Raw genomic sequence first — 21,714 nt, 5'->3', positions numbered from 1 at the left:
ATTTTTGAACTAACATGTGTGTAAAAATAACGTCAGTAGCAAAACAGCTTCCAAAATACACGAGAAAAACCTCGGAAATAATTCCTTTTATAAAACATTGGATGCAAGACCAAGACACTCGTTATCAAAGAAAAGTTATTAAACTTTTTGAAAACGCTGGTGTAGACAAACGTTATTCTATTATGGACGCTGAAGAAGTTTTTATGAACACTACTTTTGAAGAAAAAAACAACATTTACACCAGAGAAGTTACAAAAATAGCAGAACAAGCTTTGCTAAAATCATTGGCAAAAGCTCAATTACAACCCACAGATATAGATTATATAATTACAGTAAGTTGTACCGGAATTATGATACCTTCTTTAGATGCATATTTAATAAATTCGCTACAAATGAAACAAGATATTGTGCGTTTGCCAGTTACAGAAATGGGTTGTGCTGCCGGCGTTTCTGGCATTATTTATGCAAAGAATTTTTTAAAAGAAAACCCAAATAAAAGAGCTGTTGTTATTGCAGTCGAATCACCCACAGCCACGTTTCAATTAGATGATTTTTCGATGACAAATATTGTAAGCGCGGCTATTTTTGGCGATGGCGCTGCTAGTGTAATTCTATCTTCTTATGAAAATGAAAAAGGGCCTAAAATTATAGATGAAAGCATGTATCATTTTTATGATGCCACGTATATGATGGGTTTTAAATTGGTAAATACAGGTTTACAAATGATTTTAGACAAGGAAGTTCCTCAAAAAATTTCCGATCATTTTCCTAAAATTGTATTTCCTTTTTTAGAAAGAAATAATTTAAAAATTGATGATGTAGATCACCTAGTTTTTCATCCCGGAGGAAAAAAAATTGTACAAACTGTAGAAGATTTATTTGGTGTTTTAGGCAAAAACATTGATGACACTAAAGAGGTTTTGCGCTTGTACGGTAATATGTCTAGCGCCACCGTTTTATATGTTTTAGAACGCTTTATGGATAGAAATCCTGCAGAAGGAGAAATTGGTTTAATGTTAAGTTTTGGCCCTGGTTTTTCTGCTCAACAAATTTTATTAGAATGGTAAAGTTTCCCAAAAAAAAACTGAACATTGCTGTTCAGTTTTTATCAATTTATATTTTTTTTGAATTTTACAGAAATCAATTTCCTGTAAAATTATAACAAAATTATTTTTTATTCACCACTTTAATATAATTATCTAAAGCCATTGTCATTGAAGGTATTTCTGGAGTTGGTGCGGCAATATCGCACTTAAAACCAGCTTCTGTAACCGCATTTATGGTAGAATTACCAAAGGCAGCAATCCTAGTTTCATTTTGTTGAAAATTCGGAAAGTTTTTTAACAATGATTCAATACCAGAAGGACTAAAAAAGACCAAAACATCATAAAAAACATCTTGTAAATCAGACAAATCGCTAACTACAGTTTTGTAAAAATCTGCACGTGTCCAAGTAATTCCTAACTTATCTAATTCTTCTGGAATTAAAGGTTTTAATTTATCAGAAGAAGGCAGTAAAAACTTTTCAGTTTTGTGTTTCTTAATTAATTTAGTAAGTTCAGGAAACGTTCTTTTACCTACATAAATTTTACGTTTTCTATACACCACATATTTTTGCAAATAATAGGCAACAGCTTCAGACTGACAAAAATATTTCATTGTATCTGGCACTTTAAAACGCATTTCATCTGCAATTCTAAAAAAATGGTCTACAGCATTTCTGCTTGTTAAAATAATAGCCGAATAGTTTTTTAAATCTATTTTCTGGCTTCTCACCTCCTTTACGTCAATCCCTTCAACATGTATAAAAGGTCTAAAATCAATTTTTACCTTTTGTTTATCAGACAAGTCAAAATAAGGGGATGTTTCTGTTTTTGGAGCGGGTTGAGATACTAATATTGTTTTCACTTTCATATGCTTTATTCTTGTAATTAAAACACCAATTTAAACAGTAGAAATAGCGGTGCTATTTCAAAGGCGCAAAGGTACAATATAAAATAAAACAACTTGCTAAAAATCAGCTTTTTATTGTTTATAAGATGAACAGTAAATCTTATTAAAAATAAAACGGCTGTAAAATATGCTAAAAAAACTTTATCTAACTTGGTGTATTCTACTAAAATAAGTCCAATATATATCAAAAAGGAAATAGAATATAAATAGCTAAATTTAGAAACTAAAAAAAATCGAACTTCCTTTTTTATAAAAAAAATGACAGTTAATAGATATTCTAATCCCCATTTTACAGCAAAAAAAAGAAAAGTAAGACCTAAAAAATACAAAAAATTATGAAAACCATCTTGGTCATCAACTAAAGAATTTCCAGCAAAAGAATACAATAAAAGTGAAATTACAGCTACAGAAAAAGAAAAAATTAAAATATGAAATGAATTAAAGAAAGTTACATTTTCTTCTAATTCCGTTTCAATAAAATTGCTATTAAAAATAGAAACGGCATACCCTTTTAATTTATTTCCACCCAATCCTTTCAAAAAAAATATAAGCGCCAATAAAAACATAATTACCATGGTAATCCAGCTATTATTTATAAAGATTTTTTCTACAGCTTCCACTTTTTAGTTTTGTAAGATTAACACAAAATTAGTATTTAAAAATGTATATTTGTCTCCTTACCACATGAAATTTTATTTATGTCCGATACTTTAGTTATCATTCCTACTTTTAATGAAAAAGAAAATGTTGAAGCTATAATTAGAGCTACTTTCAACCAAAAAAAAGCTTTCCATATTTTAATTGTAGATGATAATTCACCAGATGGAACTTCAGATATTGTTACACAACTTATTACAGAATTTCCAACCCAACTTTTTTTAGAAAAAAGAATTAATAAAAACGGATTAGGCACTGCCTATATTCATGGTTTTAAATGGGCGCTTCAAAGAAAATACACCTATATTATAGAAATGGATGCCGATTTTTCTCACAATCCTAATAATTTAATTCGGTTGTACAACGCTTGTAATTCTGGAAAAGCAGACGTTTCTATTGGGTCTAGATATGTAAATAACAATGTAAATGTTGTAAATTGGGATATGAAACGCTTATTACTTTCTTATTTTGCATCAAAATACGTACGTTTTATTACACGCATTCCTGTTTACGATACCACAGCTGGCTTTGTTTGCTACCATCGTAAAGTACTAGAAACAATACAATTAGACAAAATAAAATTTATAGGATATGCTTTTCAAATTGAAATGAAATTTAAAGCTTGGCAACATAAATTTACGTTAAAAGAAATTCCTATTGTATTTACTGACAGAGCTTTAGGCACTTCTAAGATGAGTGGAAATATTTTTTATGAAGCATTATTTGGTGTGATAAAAATGAGGTTAAATGGATTGCCAAAATAAAAATATAAAAATGACAAAATCAATTTTAATAAAAAACGCAACAATAGTAAATGAAAACACCACTTTTATAGGTGATGTTTTAATTGAAAACGAACTTATTAAAGAAATTTCATCAGAAATAAAAACGACTAAAAATGTAGAAATTATTAATGCTGAAGGTAAGTATTTAATTCCTGGTTTTATAGACGATCAAGTGCATTTTAGAGAACCCGGTTTAACTCACAAAGCAACTATTGCTACAGAAAGCAGAGCCGCTGTTGCTGGCGGAATTACTACTTTTATTGAAATGCCAAACACAGTACCACAAGCTACAACACAAAATTTATTAGAAGATAAATTTACAATTGCTGCCAAAGATTCGTACGCAAATTATTCTTTTATGTTTGGCGGAACAAACGATAATTTAGAAGAATTATTAAAAACAGACCCACAAAAAGTAGCGGGAATTAAATTATTTTTAGGTTCTTCTACAGGAAATATGTTGGTAGACAATGAAGAAATTCTAGAGAAAATTTTCTCATCAACCAAAATGATTATTTCTGTACATTGCGAAGATGAAGCTACTATTAGAAAAAACACACAAGAGTTTGTAGACAAATATGGCGATGATGTTCCTGTAAAATATCATCCGATTATTAGAAGTGAAGAAGCTTGTTATTTATCATCTTCTAAAGCCATAGCATTGGCAAAGAAAACGGGCGCAAGATTGCATATTTTTCATGTTTCTACAGCCAAAGAAACGGAACTTTTTAGAAATGATATTCCTTTAGAAGAAAAGCAGATAACTGCAGAAGTTTGTGTGCATCATTTATGGTTTTCAGACAAAGATTATGCAGAAAAAGGAACACATATAAAATGGAATCCTGCGGTAAAAACAGAAAAAGACAGGTTGGGTTTATGGGACGCTTTGTTAGATGATAGAATAGATGTTTTGGCAACCGATCATGCGCCACATACGTTAGAAGAAAAAACAAATGTGTACACAAAAGCACCAAGTGGTGGGCCTTTGGTGCAACATGCGGTAACTGCAATTTTAGAAAAAGTAAAAGAAGGTGTAATTTCTATTGAAAAAGCGGTAGAAAAAATGAGTCATAATCCGGCAAAATTATTTCAAATTAAAAACCGTGGTTTTATAAAAGAAGGCTATTTTGCTGATCTTGTTTTAATTGACACCAACAAACCACAAACCGTTTCTAAAGACAATATTTTATACAAATGTGGTTGGTCTCCTTTTGAAGGAACCACATTTTCATCAACCATAACACATACCTTTGTGAATGGAAATTTAATCTATAATAATGGTGTTTTTAATGATGAAATTAAAGGAAAACGCATCACTTTTAATCGCTAATATGAAGAAATTTAGTTACGCACTTATTTTTGTTTTTTTGGTTTCTTGTACCAGCAATACCATTTTTGAAAAACCAAAAGATCTTATTCCTTTAGATACAATGAGTCTTTTAATTCAAGAATTAACTATTGCATCTTCTGCTAAATATATGAAGAATAAAAACAATGAAAAAAACATTAATTACATCCCTTATGTATATGAAGTTTTTAAAATTGATAGCCTTCGTTTTCAAAACAGCAACTTATATTATATGTCTAAAATTGATGTGTACAAAAACATATTATCAGATGCAAAAATGAGTTTAGAAAAAAGAAAAGCAGCTTATAAAGAAATAGATTCTCTTAGAAAAGATTCTATAAAAAAATCAAAAATACCGATTAGCAAACTAGATACTATAGATCATTCTGATGATCATTAACAAAAAATGAACATGTTTCTGTAATTGTAGCTGCTATTTTCTCAAATTTGAAATGCAATGTGTTTTCTATTTTTTCTGATGAATATTTAGAAATTTCATGAGCACTTATTGCAGCATATTTACCCAACAAAGGTTCTTTTCTTGTAATTTTTGAAAGCAAATAAGAAACGCGCCAAAAAATTGCCGTTTGCCACTTTTTTATACGAATTGATGGTCTCTTTTTATTAAAAGCATCTGCCATTAAAAAGAATATTTCTTTGTATGATTTATTTTCTGAAACCAAAATAAAACGTTGGTTTTTAACTTCAGAATTCATTAACAAAACCATTGCTTTTACCACATCTTTTACACTAACAAAACCTGTAATTCCTTCAGTAAAATAAGAAAAATCCTTGTAAATTTGAGAAAATAATTTTCCCGATCCAGATTCCCAAAAACCGCTTCCTAAAATTACTCCAGGATTCACAATAACTACTTCTACTCCTTCTTGACTTGCGCGCCAAATTTCCATTTCTGCACCAAATTTGGTAATAGAATATCCGCTATTGTCTTGTTCTTTATTCCATTCGTTTTCTTCAGTTATCAGATTTCCATTTAAAGCATCTCCAACAGAAGCTATAGAGCCAACAAAGCAAATTTTATCAATTTTAGCATCAATAGCAAGGTTTACAATTATTGCGGTTCCATGAATATTTACTTTTCGCATTTCTCTATAATCTTTCGGATTAAAAGAAATAAATGCAGCACAATGATATACTTTTTTAATACCAACAAAAGCAGGAATCATAGCAGGAACATCTGTAATATCTGCTTTAAACCATTCAATTTTAGAAATTAGAGATACATCATTATCATAATAAGAAAAAACTTCTTTTACTTTTTCAATTTTTTCTTCAGAACGATAAATAGCACGTACTTTGTCATCATTTTTTAACAAATGATATAATAAATGAGCACCTACTAAACCTGTTCCTCCGGTAACTAAAATCATGCGGCTAATTTATGATTTTTTCATTGATAAGTTTATCTTTGCACAATGAAAATAGCAACTATTTAATTGCTATCACATGTCAAATTTAGCTTGTCGAAATTGATAGTTAACACATTCAAGACACAAAAACTTAGACAAGCTTCATTTGGCATTCCTATTTTAAATTGAATTAATTTAGATTTATAATGACAAATTTTGTTGAAGAATTACGCTGGCGTGGACTATTGCATGATATTATGCCAGATACAGAAGACTATTTATTAAAAAATAAAACTGCCGGTTATATTGGTTTTGATCCAACGGCAGACTCACTACATATTGGTAGCTTAGTACAAATCTTTATTTTAAAACACTTTCAAAATGCAGGCCATAATCCTATTGCCTTAATTGGTGGTGCAACAGGTATGGTTGGTGATCCTTCTGGAAAATCTGCAGAACGTAATTTATTAGATGAAGCTACTTTGGCAAAAAATATTGCTGGTGTGAGAGAAAATTTAGAACGTTTTTTAGATTTTGATGCTACCGCAGAAAACAAGGCAGAATTGGTGAACAATTACGATTGGATGAAAGATATTTCATTAATTGATTTTGTAAGAGATACAGGTAAACACATCACCGTAAACTACATGATGGCCAAAGATTCTGTAAAGAAACGTTTGAGTTCTGAATCTTCTGAAGGTATGAGTTTTACTGAATTTACCTACCAATTATTTCAAGGTTACGATTTTTATCACTTGTATCAAGAAAAAAATTGTAAATTACAAATGGGTGGTTCTGACCAATGGGGAAACATTACCACAGGTACAGAATTAATCCGTAGAAAAGCACAAGGTAAAGCCTATGCAATTACAGTACCGTTGGTTACAAAAGCTGATGGAACTAAATTTGGTAAAACTGAAGGTGGTAATGTGTGGTTAAATGCCGATAGAACTTCGCCTTATAAATTTTATCAATATTGGTTAAATTCTTCAGATGAAGATGCAGAAAATTTTATTAAAAAGTTTACATTTTTAGACAAACAAACCATAGAAACTTTAATTTCTGAGCATTCAGAAAATCCGCATTTACGTTTGTTACAGAAAAAACTAGGTGAAGAAGTTACTATTTTAACGCATGGCAAAGAAGCCTATGAAAATGCCTTAAAAGCCTCTAATATTTTATTCGGAAAATCTACAGCTTCTGATTTAAAATCTTTAGACGAACAAACATTTTTAGATGTTTTTGATGGTGTACCACAAGCAACGGTTACTACCGCTGATATAGAAGAAGGTTTAGATATGATTGGAGCTTTGGCTGCAAAAACTAACTTTTTAAATTCTAATGGTGAGGCTAGAAGAGCTTTAAAAGAAAATGCAATTTCTGTAAATAAAGAAAAAGTAAAAGAAGATTTTACGATTACTAAAGAAGATTTAATTGCAAATAAATTTGTTTTATTACAACGAGGCAAAAAAACATATTACTTGCTTAAAGTAACAGACTAACTTTAATTATGAATCCGATAGTAAAAGAACTTAATTTTAATGATGTACTAATTATAGTTCTTGTAACTCTTTTACTATCGGTCATTATTTTTTTAAGATACATCTTACTTTCTAGTGCATATCATTATTTTTTCTACACGCTTTTTAAGAAAAAATTTCTGCATCGGTTTTTACATAAAAAAGAACTCAATAAAAAACAAGCAATTACAGAAATTTATTGGTCTGCATTAAGCGGATTCATTTTTGGCTGTTTTATAATGTTCTCCTATTTTTTATGGACTATAAAGTACACCTTAATTTATTTAGATATTTTTAAGTATTCTATCTGGTACATTCCAATAAGTATATTTCTTTTCTTATTTCTACAAGACACCTATTATTATTGGGCTCATAGAGGCATGCATCACCCTAAAATTTATAAACACTTACATTTAGTACACCATAAAAGCTTACACACTTCTGTATTCACTTCTTTTTCATTTCATCCATTAGAAACTATTGTACAAGCAGTTTTTTTACCATTAATTATTTGCATTTTACCACTACACCTTTATGCCATCATTGGTATTTTAGTTATTATGACAATTTCTGCCACAATAAACCATGCAGGTGTGGAAGTATATCCTTCGGGAAAAATTGGAAATTGGTTAAAAAAATGGATTATTGGAGCTACACATCACAATTTTCATCATCAAAAATTTAACTACAATTATGGACTTTATTTTACTTTCTGGGACAAGTGGATGAAAACAGCGTATAAAAATAAATAACAGTGCTTTTAACTTTTACTTTTAAGTATTTTTTTCCAGTTTTTATCAGCCTTCTTTTGCAATTCTTCGGCACCTTCATTTTGCCACAATTCTAAGGTATTTGTTCCCCAAGAATTATAGAACAAATACAATTTTCCGTCTCTAATTTCAAAAGTTTTGGGGTTTATAGACACTTTTTCTCCTTTTGCACCAATAGCATAGGCACAAAAACCACCGTATTGTGGTATAAATTTATTTGGTGATTTTTTAAAGGTTTCTAAGTTCTCTTTAGAAGAAAATTTAAATTTTACATCTTTAAAAGTTGTGGTAAACTTTTTTTCTCCAGGTACTGCTTTGTGAGAAAAATAGGCAACAACATCATAACCTTCTGCAACGTAACCTTTTTTAGTATTGAATTCTTGCGCAAAAAAAGTTGTAGAAATAATTAGCACTAAAAATGTTATAAAATGTTTCATCGATGTTGTTTTTAGTTTGGTCGATAATCCATTTTACAAATTACAGCTTAGTCTTGCTATCTCACTTAAAATTTAACAACTATTGTTTAAAATCAGATTTTATATGCACATCCATTTGAGGAAATGGAATGCTTATATTGTTTTCAATAAATTTACGGTTAATTGTTCTACGAATGTCACTTTTCATACGGTCTGAACCAAAAATTGTTGAGCTATAAAACAGCACTTGAAAATCTAAAGATGAATCTCCAAAATTTACCAATCTTGCTTCAATTAATCGCTCTCCATTAACCTCTGGATGTTCTTTAGCACTTTCTTCAAGAGTTTTAATTACAAGTTCTATATCACTTCCATAAGTAACTCCTACTCCTATTCTAAAACGGTTTTGTTTTGTTTGATGACTCCAATTAATAACTTTATTGGTGGTAATTAAAGAATTGGGAATTATAATAGAAATATCATCTGTATTTAACCCTTTTGAAGTACGCAAACCAATTTCTTGTATTTTTAAAATTCCGCCATCTATTTCTAAAACATCAGAAATTCTTATAGACCTTTCTGAAAGTAAAATAATACCAGAAACAACATCATTAAACGTCTGTTGCAAACCCAACCCAACGCCCACTAATAAGGCCGCAGAACCTGCAAGTAACAAAGAGAGTTTAACGCCAAAGGTTTCTAAAATAAGACCAAAAGAAAGTACCCAAATTATGTATTTTATTATTTGAAATAAAGAATAGGTATTTCCTTCATTAAATTTATCATTATTTCTTTGTCTGAAAATTGATTTCTTAATCATCATCAAAATTATTTTTGTGATGATGAGAATGAAAAGTACTAAAATTAAAGTACTAACCTTTAAACTGTAGTTGCCAACATTAAATAACTCGAATTCTAAAAATTTCTTTAATAATTCCATATGGTATATTTTTATGCGATTACTTCATTATTTTTTTTCAATCATAATTTTTTGTAAATATTCATTTTGTTTTTCTAACAGCTCATTGGTTCTGTTCATTAACTCAATATTTTTAGGCGTAACAACAATTTTATTTTTAGGGTCATCTGCCTTTTTCTTCATGGCATTCATCATCTTTACAACAATAAATACGGTAAATGCAATCACTAAAAAATCTACACCGGCTTCAATTAATTTTCCATAACCAATGGCAATTTCTTCAAATTTTGTTTTTGCATCTACCATTACGGCTTCTCTTAAAATAATTTTCTTATCTCCCCATTTAGCACCTTCGGTCATTAAAGATAATGGAGGCATTAAAACCTCTTTTACCAAAACATTTACCACTTTATTAAATGCTGTTCCAATAATAACACCGATGGCAATATCTATCATATTCCCTTTTACGGCAAATTCCTTAAAATCTTGTATAAACTTAAATTTCATGTGTGTATATTTTTATAAGACCATTAAATTACATCCTCTAATATCAGAATTATCAAAACGACCAATAATTTCAAAGGTTCCGTTTTTGTGTACCTTTCCTAAATCTTGAGTGGCAATAAAAGAACAGGAGTTGTAATTTGCCAAATCAATTACATTAATTCCGCCAGTTTTATCAGCTTGCTGTATGGTTAAAGCATCTTCTGTATCTCTTGTTAGAATTTTCATCCAAGGCGGAGTTTTAAAAATGCCGTTTCCATTAGAATATCCTTGGCTTAACAATTCTGTCATTCCGTATTCTGAATGAATTTTAGTAACTCCAAATCCGTTTTGCAACAATTGGTGCAATTCTTCTCTCACCAACTCTTTTCTACGACCTTTCATGCCACCTGTTTCCATAATTATGGTGTTTTTTAGGTTGAATTGTTGTAATTCTATCAAATCTAACAATGCAAAAGAAACACCAATTAACAGTATTTTTTGTCCTTTTTTATCTAATTCTTTCAGTTTTTGTGCTAATTCTTGAATATTATCGAGATAAAAGCCACTTTCCTCATTTTTCGATTTCTGAATTAAATCATCAACCATAAAAACCAAAGAAGAACCTTTTCTTTCTAAATAATTGGGCAACAAAGCCAAAACTACATATTTTTCTATATTTCCATAAAAATAGGCAAAGCCCTTTAAATAACTTTCTTTGTAAACACTAATGTCTGTAACCAAATGTTTGCTAGTTATGCTACCTGTTGTGCCAGAACTTGTAAAGGTTTCTTGTACTTTATTTGAAGAAGAAATTACTTCTCTACTCTTAAAAAACTGAATAGGTAAAAACGGAATTTCTTCAATGGTAGTTACATCAGACGGATGAACGTATAATAAATCGCAAAAAGAACGGTACACTTTATTGTTAGTAAACTGATGTTTAAAAACTGCCAAAGCTACTTTTGTAAAATCTTCTTGAGATTGTATGTTAAAAATTGTTTCTTTCATATTAAACAACAAAAATAATAGTATTAGACGCAACCTTTTAGTTTTTTTTCATCTTATAAAAAAAAGAGTTGTTAAAAAAGCCGCTTTTTTGATCAAATTTATATGAATTCCTAAAACTTTAACTTATGAAAAAAATTATTTTACTTGCTTTTGGATTGCTTATTTTTTATTCGTGTTTAAACAATAACGACAATTCTGATAGTTATGGATATGAATACTTGCCAATTGACGAAGCCACAACACCGGCTAATTTTACTTTTGGCGAAACGGACACCATTACCATAAAATACTCTTTGCCCAACGGTTGTTATGCTTTTGATAGACTTTATTATGAAGTGAAAGATACCACAAGAATAGTTGCAGTAACGGCATTGGTAAATCTAAGCGAAGATTGCACACAGGCTATAATTCAAGATGAATTTGAATTTTTAGTTACAGCCAACCAAGAAGAAGACTATGTGTTTAAATTTTTTAAAGGCACAGATAGTGCTGGTGAAAATATTTTTGAAGAAGTTGTAGTTCCTGTTAATTAGTAATATTTTATATTTAAATTGAAAAAGATTCCACAAGGTGTTTCCTTTAAGATTATAATACCTAAAAAACAGGAATCTATAATGAAAATATAAAATAAAACCATTAAACTAGAAGAACTCATACAGCAATGTTGTCAGCAAAAATTGTCTGCTCAAACCCAAGTTTATCAACTTTTTTCTGATAAGCTTTTTGCCGTATGTTTAAAATATTCTCGTAATTATGAAGATGCAGAAGATACTTTGCAAGACAGTTTTATTACAATTTTTAGTAAAATTAAACAATATAAAAATACAGGTTCTTTTGAAGGTTGGTTAAAAAGAATTACCATAAATACAGCTTTGCAAAAATATAGGGAAATTACACCCATAGCATTGGTAAAAGAGATTTCTGATGAAGAAGAAACCGATGAAATAGATTTAGAAAATCCTGTTTTTAGTGCAACTCTATTATTAGAATTTATACAAAAATTACCAGACAGGTATCGCTTAGTTTTTAATTTATACGTTTTAGATAATTATAGCCATAAAGAAATTGCAACGCTCTTAAAAATATCTGAAGGAACTTCTAAATCTAATTTATCTAGAGCTCGAAAAATATTGAAAGAAAAGCTAAAAAAACACCCACAAGAAAACTAAATGACAGACGAAAATAATTTAGATAAACTATTTCAAAAACAACTTAGTAATTTGGAAGTTACCCCAAATAAAAAGGTGTGGCAGCATGTAGAAACCAAACTAAAAAAGAAACCAAAAACCATGATTCCTTTTTGGTGGTTTGCAGGCGCTGTAGCTGCTATTTTAATTCTTGCTTTGTTTATTTTTCCTTTTTCTGAAGAACAAATACCTGTTAAAAAAGATAATGGAACCCCAATAATTACCAAAATTCCAGAAAATAAAAAAACGGATACCAACACTATTGACACTATTTTAAAACCAAAAAACACACAACAAGAAATACTAATTACCGAAGAAAATACAACTATAAATAACAACCATAAAAACCCAAAAACACTCCCAAAAGAAAAAATAATTGTTGCAGAACAGCAGACTGAAAATATTAAAAATAAAGAGGAATTAGTTAGCACAAAAAACGCTATGAAAAAGATTTTTTTAGCTGACAATTCTCCTAAAATAAAAACAGATTCAATTGAAAATAATTCATTGGTAATTACTGATAATTCTGCAAAAAAGAAACAAACTTTTTTAGAGATTAAGACAAAAACAAATGAAGAAAATAGGATTTCAAAAAAAGAAAACTTCACTACTTACATAAATAAAAAAGACAGTGTTAGTGTTGATAAGAAAATAGAAAATAAATGGTCTGTTGCACCTGTTTTTGGTGTCTTAAATTCTAATTCATTTTCTAACACTTCTCCCATAGATAAAAATCTAGCCAGTTCTACTCAAGGTAAAAACACCATTTCTTATGGTGTAAAAGTAGCGTTTAAGCTTAATAAAAAATGGACGTTACAATCTGGTATTCACTTGCAAGAAATGAGTTTTACTAATAATAAAATTGCCGTAAATTCTGCCAATACCTCTTCAATTATTTTTAATGGAGGCGATCAATTTTCGTTTGTAAAAAGCTCTAATAATAGCATTAATACAGCTAGCAATTCTATTATTAATACGGTAAGTTTAAATGGTAATTTAAATCAAAAATATGGCTATTTAGAGATTCCTGTAGAAGTAAAATACAAACTAAATAATAGTCAAAAAATTTCTACACAAGTTGTGGCAGGTTTTAGTTCTTTGTTTTTAAACAAGAACGAAATTAATTTAACAACAAGTTTGTATACAAATCAAGGTAAAGCAAACAACTTAAACAATATTAATTTTAGTGGTAACCTAGGTTTTGATGTGAATTATTCTTTCGATAAAAACTGGTCTTTACATGTAAACCCAATGTTTAAAGCCCAATTAAATACGTTTAGTGAAAAATCTAATGGCTTTTCTCCATTTAATATTGGTGTTTATAGCGGAATAAAATATCAATTTTAGGAAACAGATTTTACACTATAAAACTAATAAAATTGTAGAAATTTATGAAAATTCAATTTTATTAATTTTTTTTAATACATTGTTGTTTCAATTGAATAAAATGTGACTTATCTAGATGTTTTGGGTCATAATAATACTTAAAATAGAAAATGAAATTAAACTTATCTACATATAGAACATTTAGCGGAGTTAAGGAAGTGCTTGAAATTCCAGATAAAAAAGAAACACAATGGATTATTTTTGAAAAGAATAAGCCTAAATACTTTGTAGATTTTTTTGATTTAGAAACAGAATCTAATGCAATGATGAATAGTTTAGTTCTTTGTTCTAAAAGATCTTTAGATGAAGTTTTGCAATTAATAAACAAAAAAAATAACATTCAATTATCTATTCCTAAAATTTCTAAATTAAGAGTAAAAAAGAAAATAAAATTTGAAATTATAGAAATGACGCTACCTCCTTTGCCAGAAAAATGGTTGTCTTATTACTTATAAATTTTTACTGTTAATTTACCCTTATCATTCATAAAAGCCCTGTACATTCCTGCAGTATTAAACTCAAAAGACATATTTCCATTTTTATCTAAGGCCACAACACCTCCTGTTCCGCCAAGTTTGGTTAGTTTATTCTGAATAACATCTGTGGTTGCTTCTTTCAACGTTTTTTGTTGATATTCCATTTGTGCAGAAATATCATACGCAACCTGACTTCTAATAAAATATTCTCCCCAACCAGTTGATGAAACTCCACAAGTTTTATTATTTGCATAGGTTCCAGAACCAATAATAGGCGCATCACCAATTCTACCCCAACGCTTGTTTGTCATTCCACCAGTTGAAGTCCCTGCAGCAATATTTCCCTGTTTATCTAAAGCCACACAACCAACTGTTCCAAATTTACTATTCTTAATATCTACATCATAAAAAACGGCTTTTTTATCATCATGATCTAATGCTGTTTTTTCTCTTTCTTTTATCCTTTGCAAAGATTTAAAACGGTTTTCTGTATAAAAGTAACTTGGGTCTACAATTTCTAATCCTTTTTCTTTTGCAAAAACGGACGCTCCTTTACCAGAAAGCATCACATGATCGGAATCTGTCATAATTTTAATTGCCAATTCTATGGGACTTTTTACATTGGTTACACCTGCAACTGCTCCAGCATTTAAAGTTGCTCCGTCCATAAAAGAGGCATCTAGTTCATTGGTTTCTTCGTGTGTAAAAACCGCACCTTTGCCTGCTTTAAATAATGGAGATTCTTCCATTACCTGTATTGTTTTAAGAACTGCTTCTTTACTAGTTCCTCCATACTTTAAAATTGTATGACCCACTTTTATGGCTTCTGCTAATGTAGCTTTATAAGCAGCTTCCTTTTCATCAGACATGTTTTCCTTTAAAATTGTACCTGCGCCACCATGAATAATTATGGCAAATTCATTTTGCTTTACATTAGATATGCTTTCTTTAGACGATGATATTGTTTCATTTTTACATCCAAAGAAAATCATTAAAAACGAGAAAAAATACAGGAATTTTGCCATGATAAGTGTTTAAATTTAAACAATTACTATTGTTTTTGTTAAATTTACGTATGTCTATAATTATTCGTAAATTCGTTCTTCGAATTTAATCAACAAAAACGGAACTGCAAAATGACAGACTTTGGAATTAAAGAAGCATTACAAAAATTAGGTTTAAAAGACATAAATAAAGGAACCTCTACAGGTTCTCATACTTTTTCTAACGGAGAAATCATAGAAAGTTACTCGCCAGTTGATGGAAAACTAATTGGAAAAGTAAAAACCACTACAAAAGAAGACTACGAAAAAGTATTAGAAACGGCTTCCAAGGCATTTCTTTATTTCAGAAATATGCCAGCTCCTCAAAGAGGAGAAATTGTACGTCAGTTTGGAAATAAACTAAGAGAAAAGAAAGAAGCGCTAGGTAAATTAGTTTCTTATGAAATGGGTAAAAGTTACCAAGAAGGTTTAGGCGAAGTACAAGAAATGATAGATATCTGTGATTTTGCTGTAGGTTTATCTAGACAATTAAACGGACAAACAATTCCGTCGGAAAGACCTGGTCATGTAATGAGAGAACAATGGCATCCTATAGGTATTGTTGGTATTATTTCTGCATTTAATTTTCCGGTTGCTGTTTGGGCTTGGAACACTGCTTTGGCCTGGATTTGCGGCGATGTTTGTGTATGGAAAGGTTCTGAAAAAGCTCCTTTGTGCACTGTTGCTTGTCAGAATATTATTGCCGATGTTTTAAAGAAAAACAACTTACCAGAAGGAATTTCTTGCATTATTAATGGCGATTATAAAGTGGGAGAAATGATGACTACCGACACAAGAATTCCATTAATTTCTGCAACAGGTTCTACAAGAATGGGCAGAATAGTTGGCGCTACGGTTGCACAACGTTTTGGGAAATCTTTATTAGAATTAGGAGGAAATAATGCCATTATAATAACACCAACGGCAGATTTAAAAGTAGTGGTTCCTGGTGCTGTTTTTGGCGCTGTTGGTACTTGCGGACAACGTTGTACATCTACTAGAAGATTAATTATTCATGAAACTGTGTATGATAAAGTAAGAGATGCTATTGTTGGCGCTTACAAACAAATTAAAATAGGAAACCCTTTAGATGAAACCAAACATGTGGGACCTTTAATAGACCAAGATGCAGTAAATACTTATTTAGCCGCTATTGAAAAGGCAAAAGCAGAAGGTGGAACTATTTTGGTTGAAGGTGGTGTTTTAGAAGGTGAAGGATATGAATCTGGTTGTTATGTAAAACCCGCAATTATTGAAGCAGAAAATCATTTTGAAATTGTACAACATGAAACTTTTGCACCTATTTTATATTTGATGAAATATTCTGGAGAAGTAGAAAACGCTATTGCCAAACAAAATGGTGTTGCCCAAGGATTGTCTTCTGCAATTATGACCAATGAAATAAAAGAGGCTGAAAAATTCTTGTCTTATTCGGGTTCTGATTGTGGAATTGCAAACGTAAATATTGGTACTTCTGGCGCAGAAATTGGTGGTGCCTTTGGAGGTGAAAAAGAAACTGGTGGCGGACGAGAGTCTGGTTCTGATGCCTGGAAAGTATATATGCGAAGGCAAACAAATACCATAAATTATTCTGATGAATTACCGTTGGCACAAGGAATAAAGTTTGACCTTTAAAAATTCTTATCTATTTAAAATAGTGATAAAAACAGCTATTAAGCTGGTTCCTTCCTTTTAATAACTAAAAAGAAGGTCTTCTAAAAAAATAATTTTTAAAAGACCTTCTTTTAGTTGTTATCTCACTTCAAATGTTATTGGTATACTATAACTAACACCAACGGGAGTTCCTCTTTGTTTTCCTGGAATCATTTTTGGTAACGAAGCAATAATTTCAACTACTTCTTTCTCTAACCTTGGATGCGGACCTCTTGCTTTTATATTTGTAATATTCCCTTTATTGTTTATTCTAAAAACTACAAACAATTTCTTTTTTCCTGTGCTTAAACCTAGTTCATTTGCCAAATTAGCATCAAATTTTCTCCCAAAGTGCTCTGTAACTTTTTGTGTAAAACATTTTTTCAGTTCGGTGTTGTTACCTTTACAACCTGGATAAACTGGTACATTTTCAATTAAAACAAAAGGGATATCTTCCACTACTTCTTCTACTTCTTCTACTTCTACAATATCTTCTGTATTAACAACCACACTCACGTTTTCATCCGTTTCTGTAGATTCAATAATTGTTTCTTCAACCTTTAAATCATCTTCTACTACTTTTATTTTTTCCACAATTGGTGGCGGTGTAGATTTTTGTGGTTGTTTTATTTCTTGAATTTCAATTATAGGAATATCTTCCTTCATTTCATCAACCATAATTGCATCTCCTAAGCTTTTTAAATCGATTTTTTCATAGGTTTTATGTTCAATTAATGCGTATGTAATAAATAGGGCTAATACTAAACCTATTTGCGTAAAAATTTTGCTAAAATTTTCTAACTGTAATTTTGGGTTTTTTTTAATTTCCATCTTCTAACTCTTTTAAGTTTGTAAAAATATAAACTGGCTATTTAAGATAGTCATGACGTTTAGTCTTTGGTAAATACTATTAACCAGTAGGTTACCACTTTAAAGGTAGAGAATTATCAGCGCTTAAAGTATGATTTTCATCATACTTTATCGTGTATTTTAGTAGGTTTATTATTGTTCCAAAGAGTAAGAATATCGGTAGCTACACTGGCGCCGCTACCAGCTGCAATTGAAAATTGACTACGCCAACCAGCAATGGTACCGCAACAATACAATCCTTTTTTAATAAGATGATTGTTGTTTTTAAGTTGAATTCTATCTTTTTCCGGATTTGCTCTTTTGTGTAGTTCTATATATTCTTCTAAACCCTTAATTGCAAAAGGTTTGGAATAATTTAAAGCAACAATAACGTTTTTAGAAAAATAAGTTTCTTTATTAGTTGTAATTTTATACTTATTATCTTCATTTAAAACTGATAACACCTTTTCATTCTCTATCTGAGAAACATGAGGGTATAAAGACGCTAGATGCTCTTTTCCTTCATTTAAAACATCTTTTCCTAAGGTTTTAGGTTTTAGTCCTAAAACATTATTAAACAAGGCGTTTTCTAAATGAGATGCTCTTTGATGTAAAATAATTGCAATTTTTTTATTAGCCGCAAATTCTTTTGATTTTGCAGAGCCTAAAACCAAGGCACATTGCATTCCTGCAACGCCACCACCAATAATTAAAACATCAAAAATCATCTTAAATAAATAAGGCTTTTATATTATGTGTAAATAATTTTACAGCAATTGCTAATAAAATTACTCCAAAAACTTTTCTAATAATTTGAATTCCGGTATCACCAATTATACGTTCTATTTTAGAGGATGTTTTTAAAACTATATATAAAAAAATGATATTTAAAATAACAGCTACAATTATGTTTTCAATTGCAAACTCTGATCTTAAAGAAAGTAAAGTTGTTAAACTACCAGGGCCTGCAATTAAAGGGAAAGCCAACGGAAAAACAGTAGCAGTCATAGGTGCAGAACTAGAATCATCTTTATACAAAGTAATACCTAAAATCATTTCTAAAGCAATAAAAAATAATATAAATGAACCTGCAACAGCAAAAGAGTTTACATCAATACCAATTAAAGTTAATAAACTTTGGCCTAAAAAAAGAAATATAATCATAATAAAACCAGCAATAATTGAGGCTTTTTCTGATTGAATATGACCTACTTTTTTACGTAAGTCTATAATAATAGGTATGTTTCCAATAATGTCTATCACTGCAAATAGCACCATAAATGCGGTTAGAATTTCTTTGAAATTGAAGGTCATCCGAATTGAATTTAATTTTGTGCAAAATTAGTCAACTAACTTTACGAAATTGTTAAAAATTAGAAAAAAATAATCATATTTTTGCGAATATGTTTCAACTAGGAAAAACAATAGTATCAGAAGATATAATAGAAAAGGACTTTTTATGTAATTTGTCTGCTTGCAAAGGCGCTTGTTGTGTAGACGGCGAAGCTGGAGCTCCACTAGAAAAGGAAGAAACCAAAATTTTGGAAGAAATTTATCCAAAGGTAAAACCCTTTTTACGCAAAGAAGGTATTGATGTTATAGAAAAAGAAGGCACTTGGGTTACCAGTGATTGGGGAGAATTAGAAACCCCGCTAATTAACGGTGCGGATTGTGCTTATGTAATTTTTGATGAAAAAAACACAGCTCTTTGCGCTATTGAAGAAGCGTTTAATCAAGGAGAAATTGATTGGAAAAAACCTGTTTCTTGTCATTTATATCCTATTAGAATAAAGGAATATAGCGAGTTTTCTGCTGTTAATTACAACAAATGGGAAATTTGTGATGATGCTTGTGCTTTAGGAAAAGAACTGCAAGTGCCAATTTACAAATTTGTAAAACAAGCATTAATAAGAAAATTTGGAGAAGATTGGTATGCTGAATTAGAAAAAGTTGCTGAAAAACTTCTAAAATAAAGGAATTGATATAATTACTTTAGTGCCTATTGGTAGCTTATTTTTATCCATTAAATCTTCATACACAATTGCGTATTCTTTTTTAAAATTTTTAGAAAAATTGTTTAATCTTTCTTTGGTTAAACTAATACCTATAGATTTTCTATTTAAAGATTTTTCAGATTTAATTTTTGCAGAGGCTTTTCTGCCAATACCGTTATCTTGAATAATAACATCTACTATACCTTCTTCATTTTTATTTACAGAGAGTGTAATTTCTTTGTTATATTTTTTAGAAGACAACCCGTGCCAAATAGCATTTTCTATAAAAGGTTGTAACACCAAGGGTGGTAGTTTAATTTTGTCTAAACAAATAACATCATTCACATGTATTTGAAACTTTATTTCATTTGAAAAACGTATGTTTTCTATAGTCAAATACAAGTCCATTGTTTCTAACTCTTCTTGTAAAGACACTTCTTTTAATGTTGATGATTCTAAAATTTTTCTAACAAGTTTAGAAAACTTATTTAAATAATGAACAGCGTTTTTTTGCTCGTTATTTATGATATAATGCTTGATAGAATTTAAGGCATTAAATATAAAATGCGGATTCATTTGTGTACGCAATACATCTTGCTCTAATGTTAAAATTCTTTTTTGATTTTTTAACAAACGTTGCCTGTTTAAGAAATATAAAATAGCCAATAACAATACCAAACTTACAAAAACAATAATCCAAGTATTGCTATTTTTTATTAACTGTAATTGGGCAATTTCATTTTGTTTTGCCAAACTTTTTATTTGATTGTTTTGGCGTTCACTATCATACTTAATAATTAAATCATTTACATATTGAATGTTTCTATCATTAGAAATTTTTTTCTCAAACTCAACAGAAATTCTATAGTATTTAAGTGCATTTTTAAAATCATTCTTACTTTGATATAATTCAGAAAAATGACTGTAAGCATCAGACAAAGCGGGTGCAAAATCGTATTTTTTTGCTATAGCCAGACCTTTTTCTAAATTTTTTTCAGCTTCAGAAAACTGTTTTAATCTAGATTGTGCCCAACCTAAATTTAAATATTCATACGCCAAGTATTCATTATTACCTAACTTTTCTGCGGTTTCCAAATTCCCTTTAATCAACTCTAAAGCCTTGGCGGGTTCACCTTGTTTTATATACATACTTGCAATACTACTTTTACAAATAATTTGCCCATACGTGTTATTTATCCTATTATTTATCTCTAAAGATTTTTTAAAAAAAACCAATGCCTCATCACTTTTTCCTTGTGCATTTTTGGCGTACCCAATGTTTTGATAATTAATAGCTAAACCTAATTCATTATTAATACTTTTTTCTATTTCTTGTGATTTTTTAAAGCGTTCTATTGCTAAATCATATTGTTTTAAAAGCAAGTAAATATTCCCCATGCTATTTAAGGAAACCGCAATGCTTCTTCGCAGTCCTAAATTCGGATTTTCTACAGTTTCTGCGAGTGTTAAGGCTTCATGATTATAATCTAAAGCAGTTCTATTGGCGTCTAATTTTCTATAATCTACACCCAACATATTTAAGCTAAAAACCCTAAACTCTATACTATTGGCTCTCTTTGCAGTTTCTAAAGCCATTTTATGTGTTGCAAGTGCTTTTTTATATAAAGAGTAATTTCTATATTGAATTCCTAAAAAGTTTTCTACATACGTTTTACCGTCTAAATAATTGTTTGCTTCAAAAAGTAAGGCAATTTCTTTTAATTTTGTGGTGTCTCTTCTATATGCTCTCAAAAAAGAATTAATTCCTTTATAAGTAACGGGTTTTACTTTTAGAATACTGTCTAATTCATTGGTTAAAACAGGGTTTTTCTCTTGTCCATAAAAGGCAAAAGTGCTACTAAAAAAAAGTGTTATTATAAAAATTCTTAACATG

The 21,714-nt window shown here is 29.9% G+C and carries 24 protein-coding genes; 12 read left to right on the top strand and 12 right to left on the bottom strand.

Annotated elements, in window-relative coordinates; translation table 11 throughout:
- Positions 1-14: 14 nt before the first annotated feature.
- Positions 15-1,067 (top strand): type III polyketide synthase, encoded by a 1,053-nt coding sequence (locus tag ACSHW5_RS02815; protein WP_435674590.1) that lies wholly within the window; start codon positions 15-17, stop codon positions 1,065-1,067.
- A gap of 100 nt (positions 1,068-1,167) precedes the next feature.
- Here the strand turns inward: ACSHW5_RS02815 and ACSHW5_RS02810 are convergent, their stop codons facing one another.
- A complete protein-coding gene (locus ACSHW5_RS02810; protein ID WP_435674589.1) occupies positions 1,168-1,914 on the bottom strand; it encodes a uroporphyrinogen-III synthase in 747 nt (248 codons plus the stop codon).
- 17 nt (positions 1,915-1,931) lie between these two features.
- A complete protein-coding gene (locus tag ACSHW5_RS02805; protein ID WP_435674588.1) occupies positions 1,932-2,573 on the bottom strand; it encodes a DUF4271 domain-containing protein in 642 nt (213 codons plus the stop codon).
- Positions 2,574-2,651: 78 nt separating this feature from the next.
- Here ACSHW5_RS02805 and ACSHW5_RS02800 point away from each other — a divergent pair, with 78 nt between their 5' ends.
- Genes ACSHW5_RS02800 through ACSHW5_RS02790 form a run of 3 tightly spaced genes read left to right on the top strand, consistent with a single transcriptional unit; the run spans position 2,652 to position 5,143 of the window.
- Positions 2,652-3,374: a polyprenol monophosphomannose synthase gene (locus ACSHW5_RS02800; RefSeq protein WP_435674587.1), complete on the top strand. Its 723-nt coding sequence runs from the start codon at positions 2,652-2,654 to the stop codon at positions 3,372-3,374.
- A gap of 10 nt (positions 3,375-3,384) precedes the next feature.
- A complete protein-coding gene (locus ACSHW5_RS02795) occupies positions 3,385-4,725 on the top strand; it encodes a dihydroorotase (RefSeq protein WP_435674586.1) in 1,341 nt (446 codons plus the stop codon).
- A gap of 1 nt (position 4,726) precedes the next feature.
- Positions 4,727-5,143 carry a DUF4296 domain-containing protein gene (locus ACSHW5_RS02790; RefSeq protein ID WP_435674585.1) on the top strand — a complete coding sequence of 139 codons (417 nt, stop codon included), beginning with the start codon at positions 4,727-4,729 and terminating at the stop codon, positions 5,141-5,143.
- Here the strand turns inward: ACSHW5_RS02790 and ACSHW5_RS02785 are convergent.
- Positions 5,118-6,134 carry an NAD-dependent epimerase/dehydratase family protein gene (locus ACSHW5_RS02785; RefSeq protein ID WP_435674584.1) on the bottom strand — a complete coding sequence of 339 codons (1,017 nt, stop codon included), beginning with the start codon at positions 6,132-6,134 and terminating at the stop codon, positions 5,118-5,120. The genes ACSHW5_RS02790 and ACSHW5_RS02785 overlap by 26 nt on opposite strands.
- A gap of 185 nt (positions 6,135-6,319) precedes the next feature.
- On the opposite strand from ACSHW5_RS02785, the gene tyrS reads away from it, so the two are divergent.
- Together tyrS and ACSHW5_RS02775 are read left to right on the top strand one after the other, a co-directional pair.
- A complete protein-coding gene (gene tyrS / locus ACSHW5_RS02780; RefSeq protein ID WP_435674583.1) occupies positions 6,320-7,615 on the top strand; it encodes a tyrosine--tRNA ligase in 1,296 nt (431 codons plus the stop codon).
- A gap of 8 nt (positions 7,616-7,623) precedes the next feature.
- On the top strand, positions 7,624-8,385 hold the full coding sequence (locus tag ACSHW5_RS02775; protein ID WP_435674582.1) for a sterol desaturase family protein: 762 nt from the start codon (positions 7,624-7,626) through the stop codon (positions 8,383-8,385).
- A gap of 8 nt (positions 8,386-8,393) precedes the next feature.
- On the opposite strand, the gene ACSHW5_RS02770 is transcribed toward ACSHW5_RS02775, so the two are convergent.
- From ACSHW5_RS02770 to ACSHW5_RS02755, 4 genes are all read right to left on the bottom strand, one after another.
- The gene (locus ACSHW5_RS02770; RefSeq protein ID WP_435674581.1) at positions 8,394-8,840 is read right to left on the bottom strand and encodes a YHS domain-containing (seleno)protein; all 447 of its coding nucleotides are present in this window, start codon (positions 8,838-8,840) and stop codon (positions 8,394-8,396) included.
- Between the two features lie 79 nt (positions 8,841-8,919).
- Positions 8,920-9,642, bottom strand: coding sequence for a mechanosensitive ion channel family protein (locus ACSHW5_RS02765; protein WP_435674580.1), 723 nt, complete (start codon positions 9,640-9,642; stop codon positions 8,920-8,922).
- 144 nt (positions 9,643-9,786) lie between these two features.
- A complete protein-coding gene (gene mscL, locus ACSHW5_RS02760) occupies positions 9,787-10,245 on the bottom strand; it encodes a large conductance mechanosensitive channel protein MscL (protein WP_435674579.1) in 459 nt (152 codons plus the stop codon).
- A 12-nt stretch (positions 10,246-10,257) separates the two neighbouring features.
- Positions 10,258-11,232, bottom strand: a complete 975-nt coding sequence (locus ACSHW5_RS02755) for an acyl transferase (RefSeq protein ID WP_435674578.1) — start codon at positions 11,230-11,232, stop codon at positions 10,258-10,260.
- Positions 11,233-11,357: 125 nt separating this feature from the next.
- Between ACSHW5_RS02755 and ACSHW5_RS02750 the strand changes: the two genes are divergently transcribed.
- From ACSHW5_RS02750 to ACSHW5_RS02735, 4 genes are all read left to right on the top strand, one after another.
- Entirely contained in the window at positions 11,358-11,765 is a 408-nt protein-coding gene (locus ACSHW5_RS02750) for a hypothetical protein (protein ID WP_435674577.1), read from the top strand.
- Positions 11,766-11,867: 102 nt separating this feature from the next.
- Entirely contained in the window at positions 11,868-12,401 is a 534-nt protein-coding gene (locus ACSHW5_RS02745; protein WP_435674636.1) for an RNA polymerase sigma factor, read from the top strand.
- On the top strand, positions 12,402-13,766 hold the full coding sequence (locus ACSHW5_RS02740; RefSeq protein WP_435674576.1) for a hypothetical protein: 1,365 nt from the start codon (positions 12,402-12,404) through the stop codon (positions 13,764-13,766).
- A 149-nt stretch (positions 13,767-13,915) separates the two neighbouring features.
- Entirely contained in the window at positions 13,916-14,260 is a 345-nt protein-coding gene (locus ACSHW5_RS02735; RefSeq protein ID WP_435674575.1) for a hypothetical protein, read from the top strand.
- Here ACSHW5_RS02735 and ACSHW5_RS02730 read toward each other — a convergent pair.
- The gene (locus tag ACSHW5_RS02730) at positions 14,251-15,306 is read right to left on the bottom strand and encodes an isoaspartyl peptidase/L-asparaginase family protein (RefSeq protein WP_435674574.1); all 1,056 of its coding nucleotides are present in this window, start codon (positions 15,304-15,306) and stop codon (positions 14,251-14,253) included. The two genes, ACSHW5_RS02735 and ACSHW5_RS02730, sit on opposite strands and share 10 nt — an antisense overlap.
- A gap of 111 nt (positions 15,307-15,417) precedes the next feature.
- Here ACSHW5_RS02730 and amaB point away from each other — a divergent pair, with 111 nt between their 5' ends.
- A complete protein-coding gene (amaB, locus tag ACSHW5_RS02725; RefSeq protein WP_435674573.1) occupies positions 15,418-16,959 on the top strand; it encodes an L-piperidine-6-carboxylate dehydrogenase in 1,542 nt (513 codons plus the stop codon).
- 117 nt (positions 16,960-17,076) lie between these two features.
- On the opposite strand, the gene ACSHW5_RS02720 is transcribed toward amaB, so the two are convergent.
- From ACSHW5_RS02720 to ACSHW5_RS02710, 3 genes are all read right to left on the bottom strand, one after another.
- Positions 17,077-17,808: an energy transducer TonB gene (locus tag ACSHW5_RS02720; protein ID WP_435674572.1), complete on the bottom strand. Its 732-nt coding sequence runs from the start codon at positions 17,806-17,808 to the stop codon at positions 17,077-17,079.
- A gap of 140 nt (positions 17,809-17,948) precedes the next feature.
- Positions 17,949-18,554: an FAD-dependent oxidoreductase gene (locus ACSHW5_RS02715; protein ID WP_435674571.1), complete on the bottom strand. Its 606-nt coding sequence runs from the start codon at positions 18,552-18,554 to the stop codon at positions 17,949-17,951.
- A gap of 1 nt (position 18,555) precedes the next feature.
- On the bottom strand, positions 18,556-19,140 hold the full coding sequence (locus tag ACSHW5_RS02710; protein WP_435674570.1) for a MarC family protein: 585 nt from the start codon (positions 19,138-19,140) through the stop codon (positions 18,556-18,558).
- Positions 19,141-19,229: 89 nt separating this feature from the next.
- Between ACSHW5_RS02710 and ACSHW5_RS02705 the strand changes: the two genes are divergently transcribed.
- Positions 19,230-19,799, top strand: coding sequence for a DUF3109 family protein (locus tag ACSHW5_RS02705; RefSeq protein ID WP_435674569.1), 570 nt, complete (start codon positions 19,230-19,232; stop codon positions 19,797-19,799).
- Here the strand turns inward: ACSHW5_RS02705 and ACSHW5_RS02700 are convergent.
- Positions 19,791-21,713 carry a tetratricopeptide repeat protein gene (locus ACSHW5_RS02700; protein ID WP_435674568.1) on the bottom strand — a complete coding sequence of 641 codons (1,923 nt, stop codon included), beginning with the start codon at positions 21,711-21,713 and terminating at the stop codon, positions 19,791-19,793. The genes ACSHW5_RS02705 and ACSHW5_RS02700 overlap by 9 nt on opposite strands.
- Position 21,714: the final 1 nt, after the last annotated feature.

The sequence above is a fragment of the Polaribacter sp. genome (genome assembly GCF_051251875.1).
GTDB lineage: Bacteria > Bacteroidota > Bacteroidia > Flavobacteriales > Flavobacteriaceae > Polaribacter.
The sequence above is the reverse complement of the archived record's forward strand: the minus strand, read 5'-3'. Positions and strand labels throughout refer to the sequence as shown.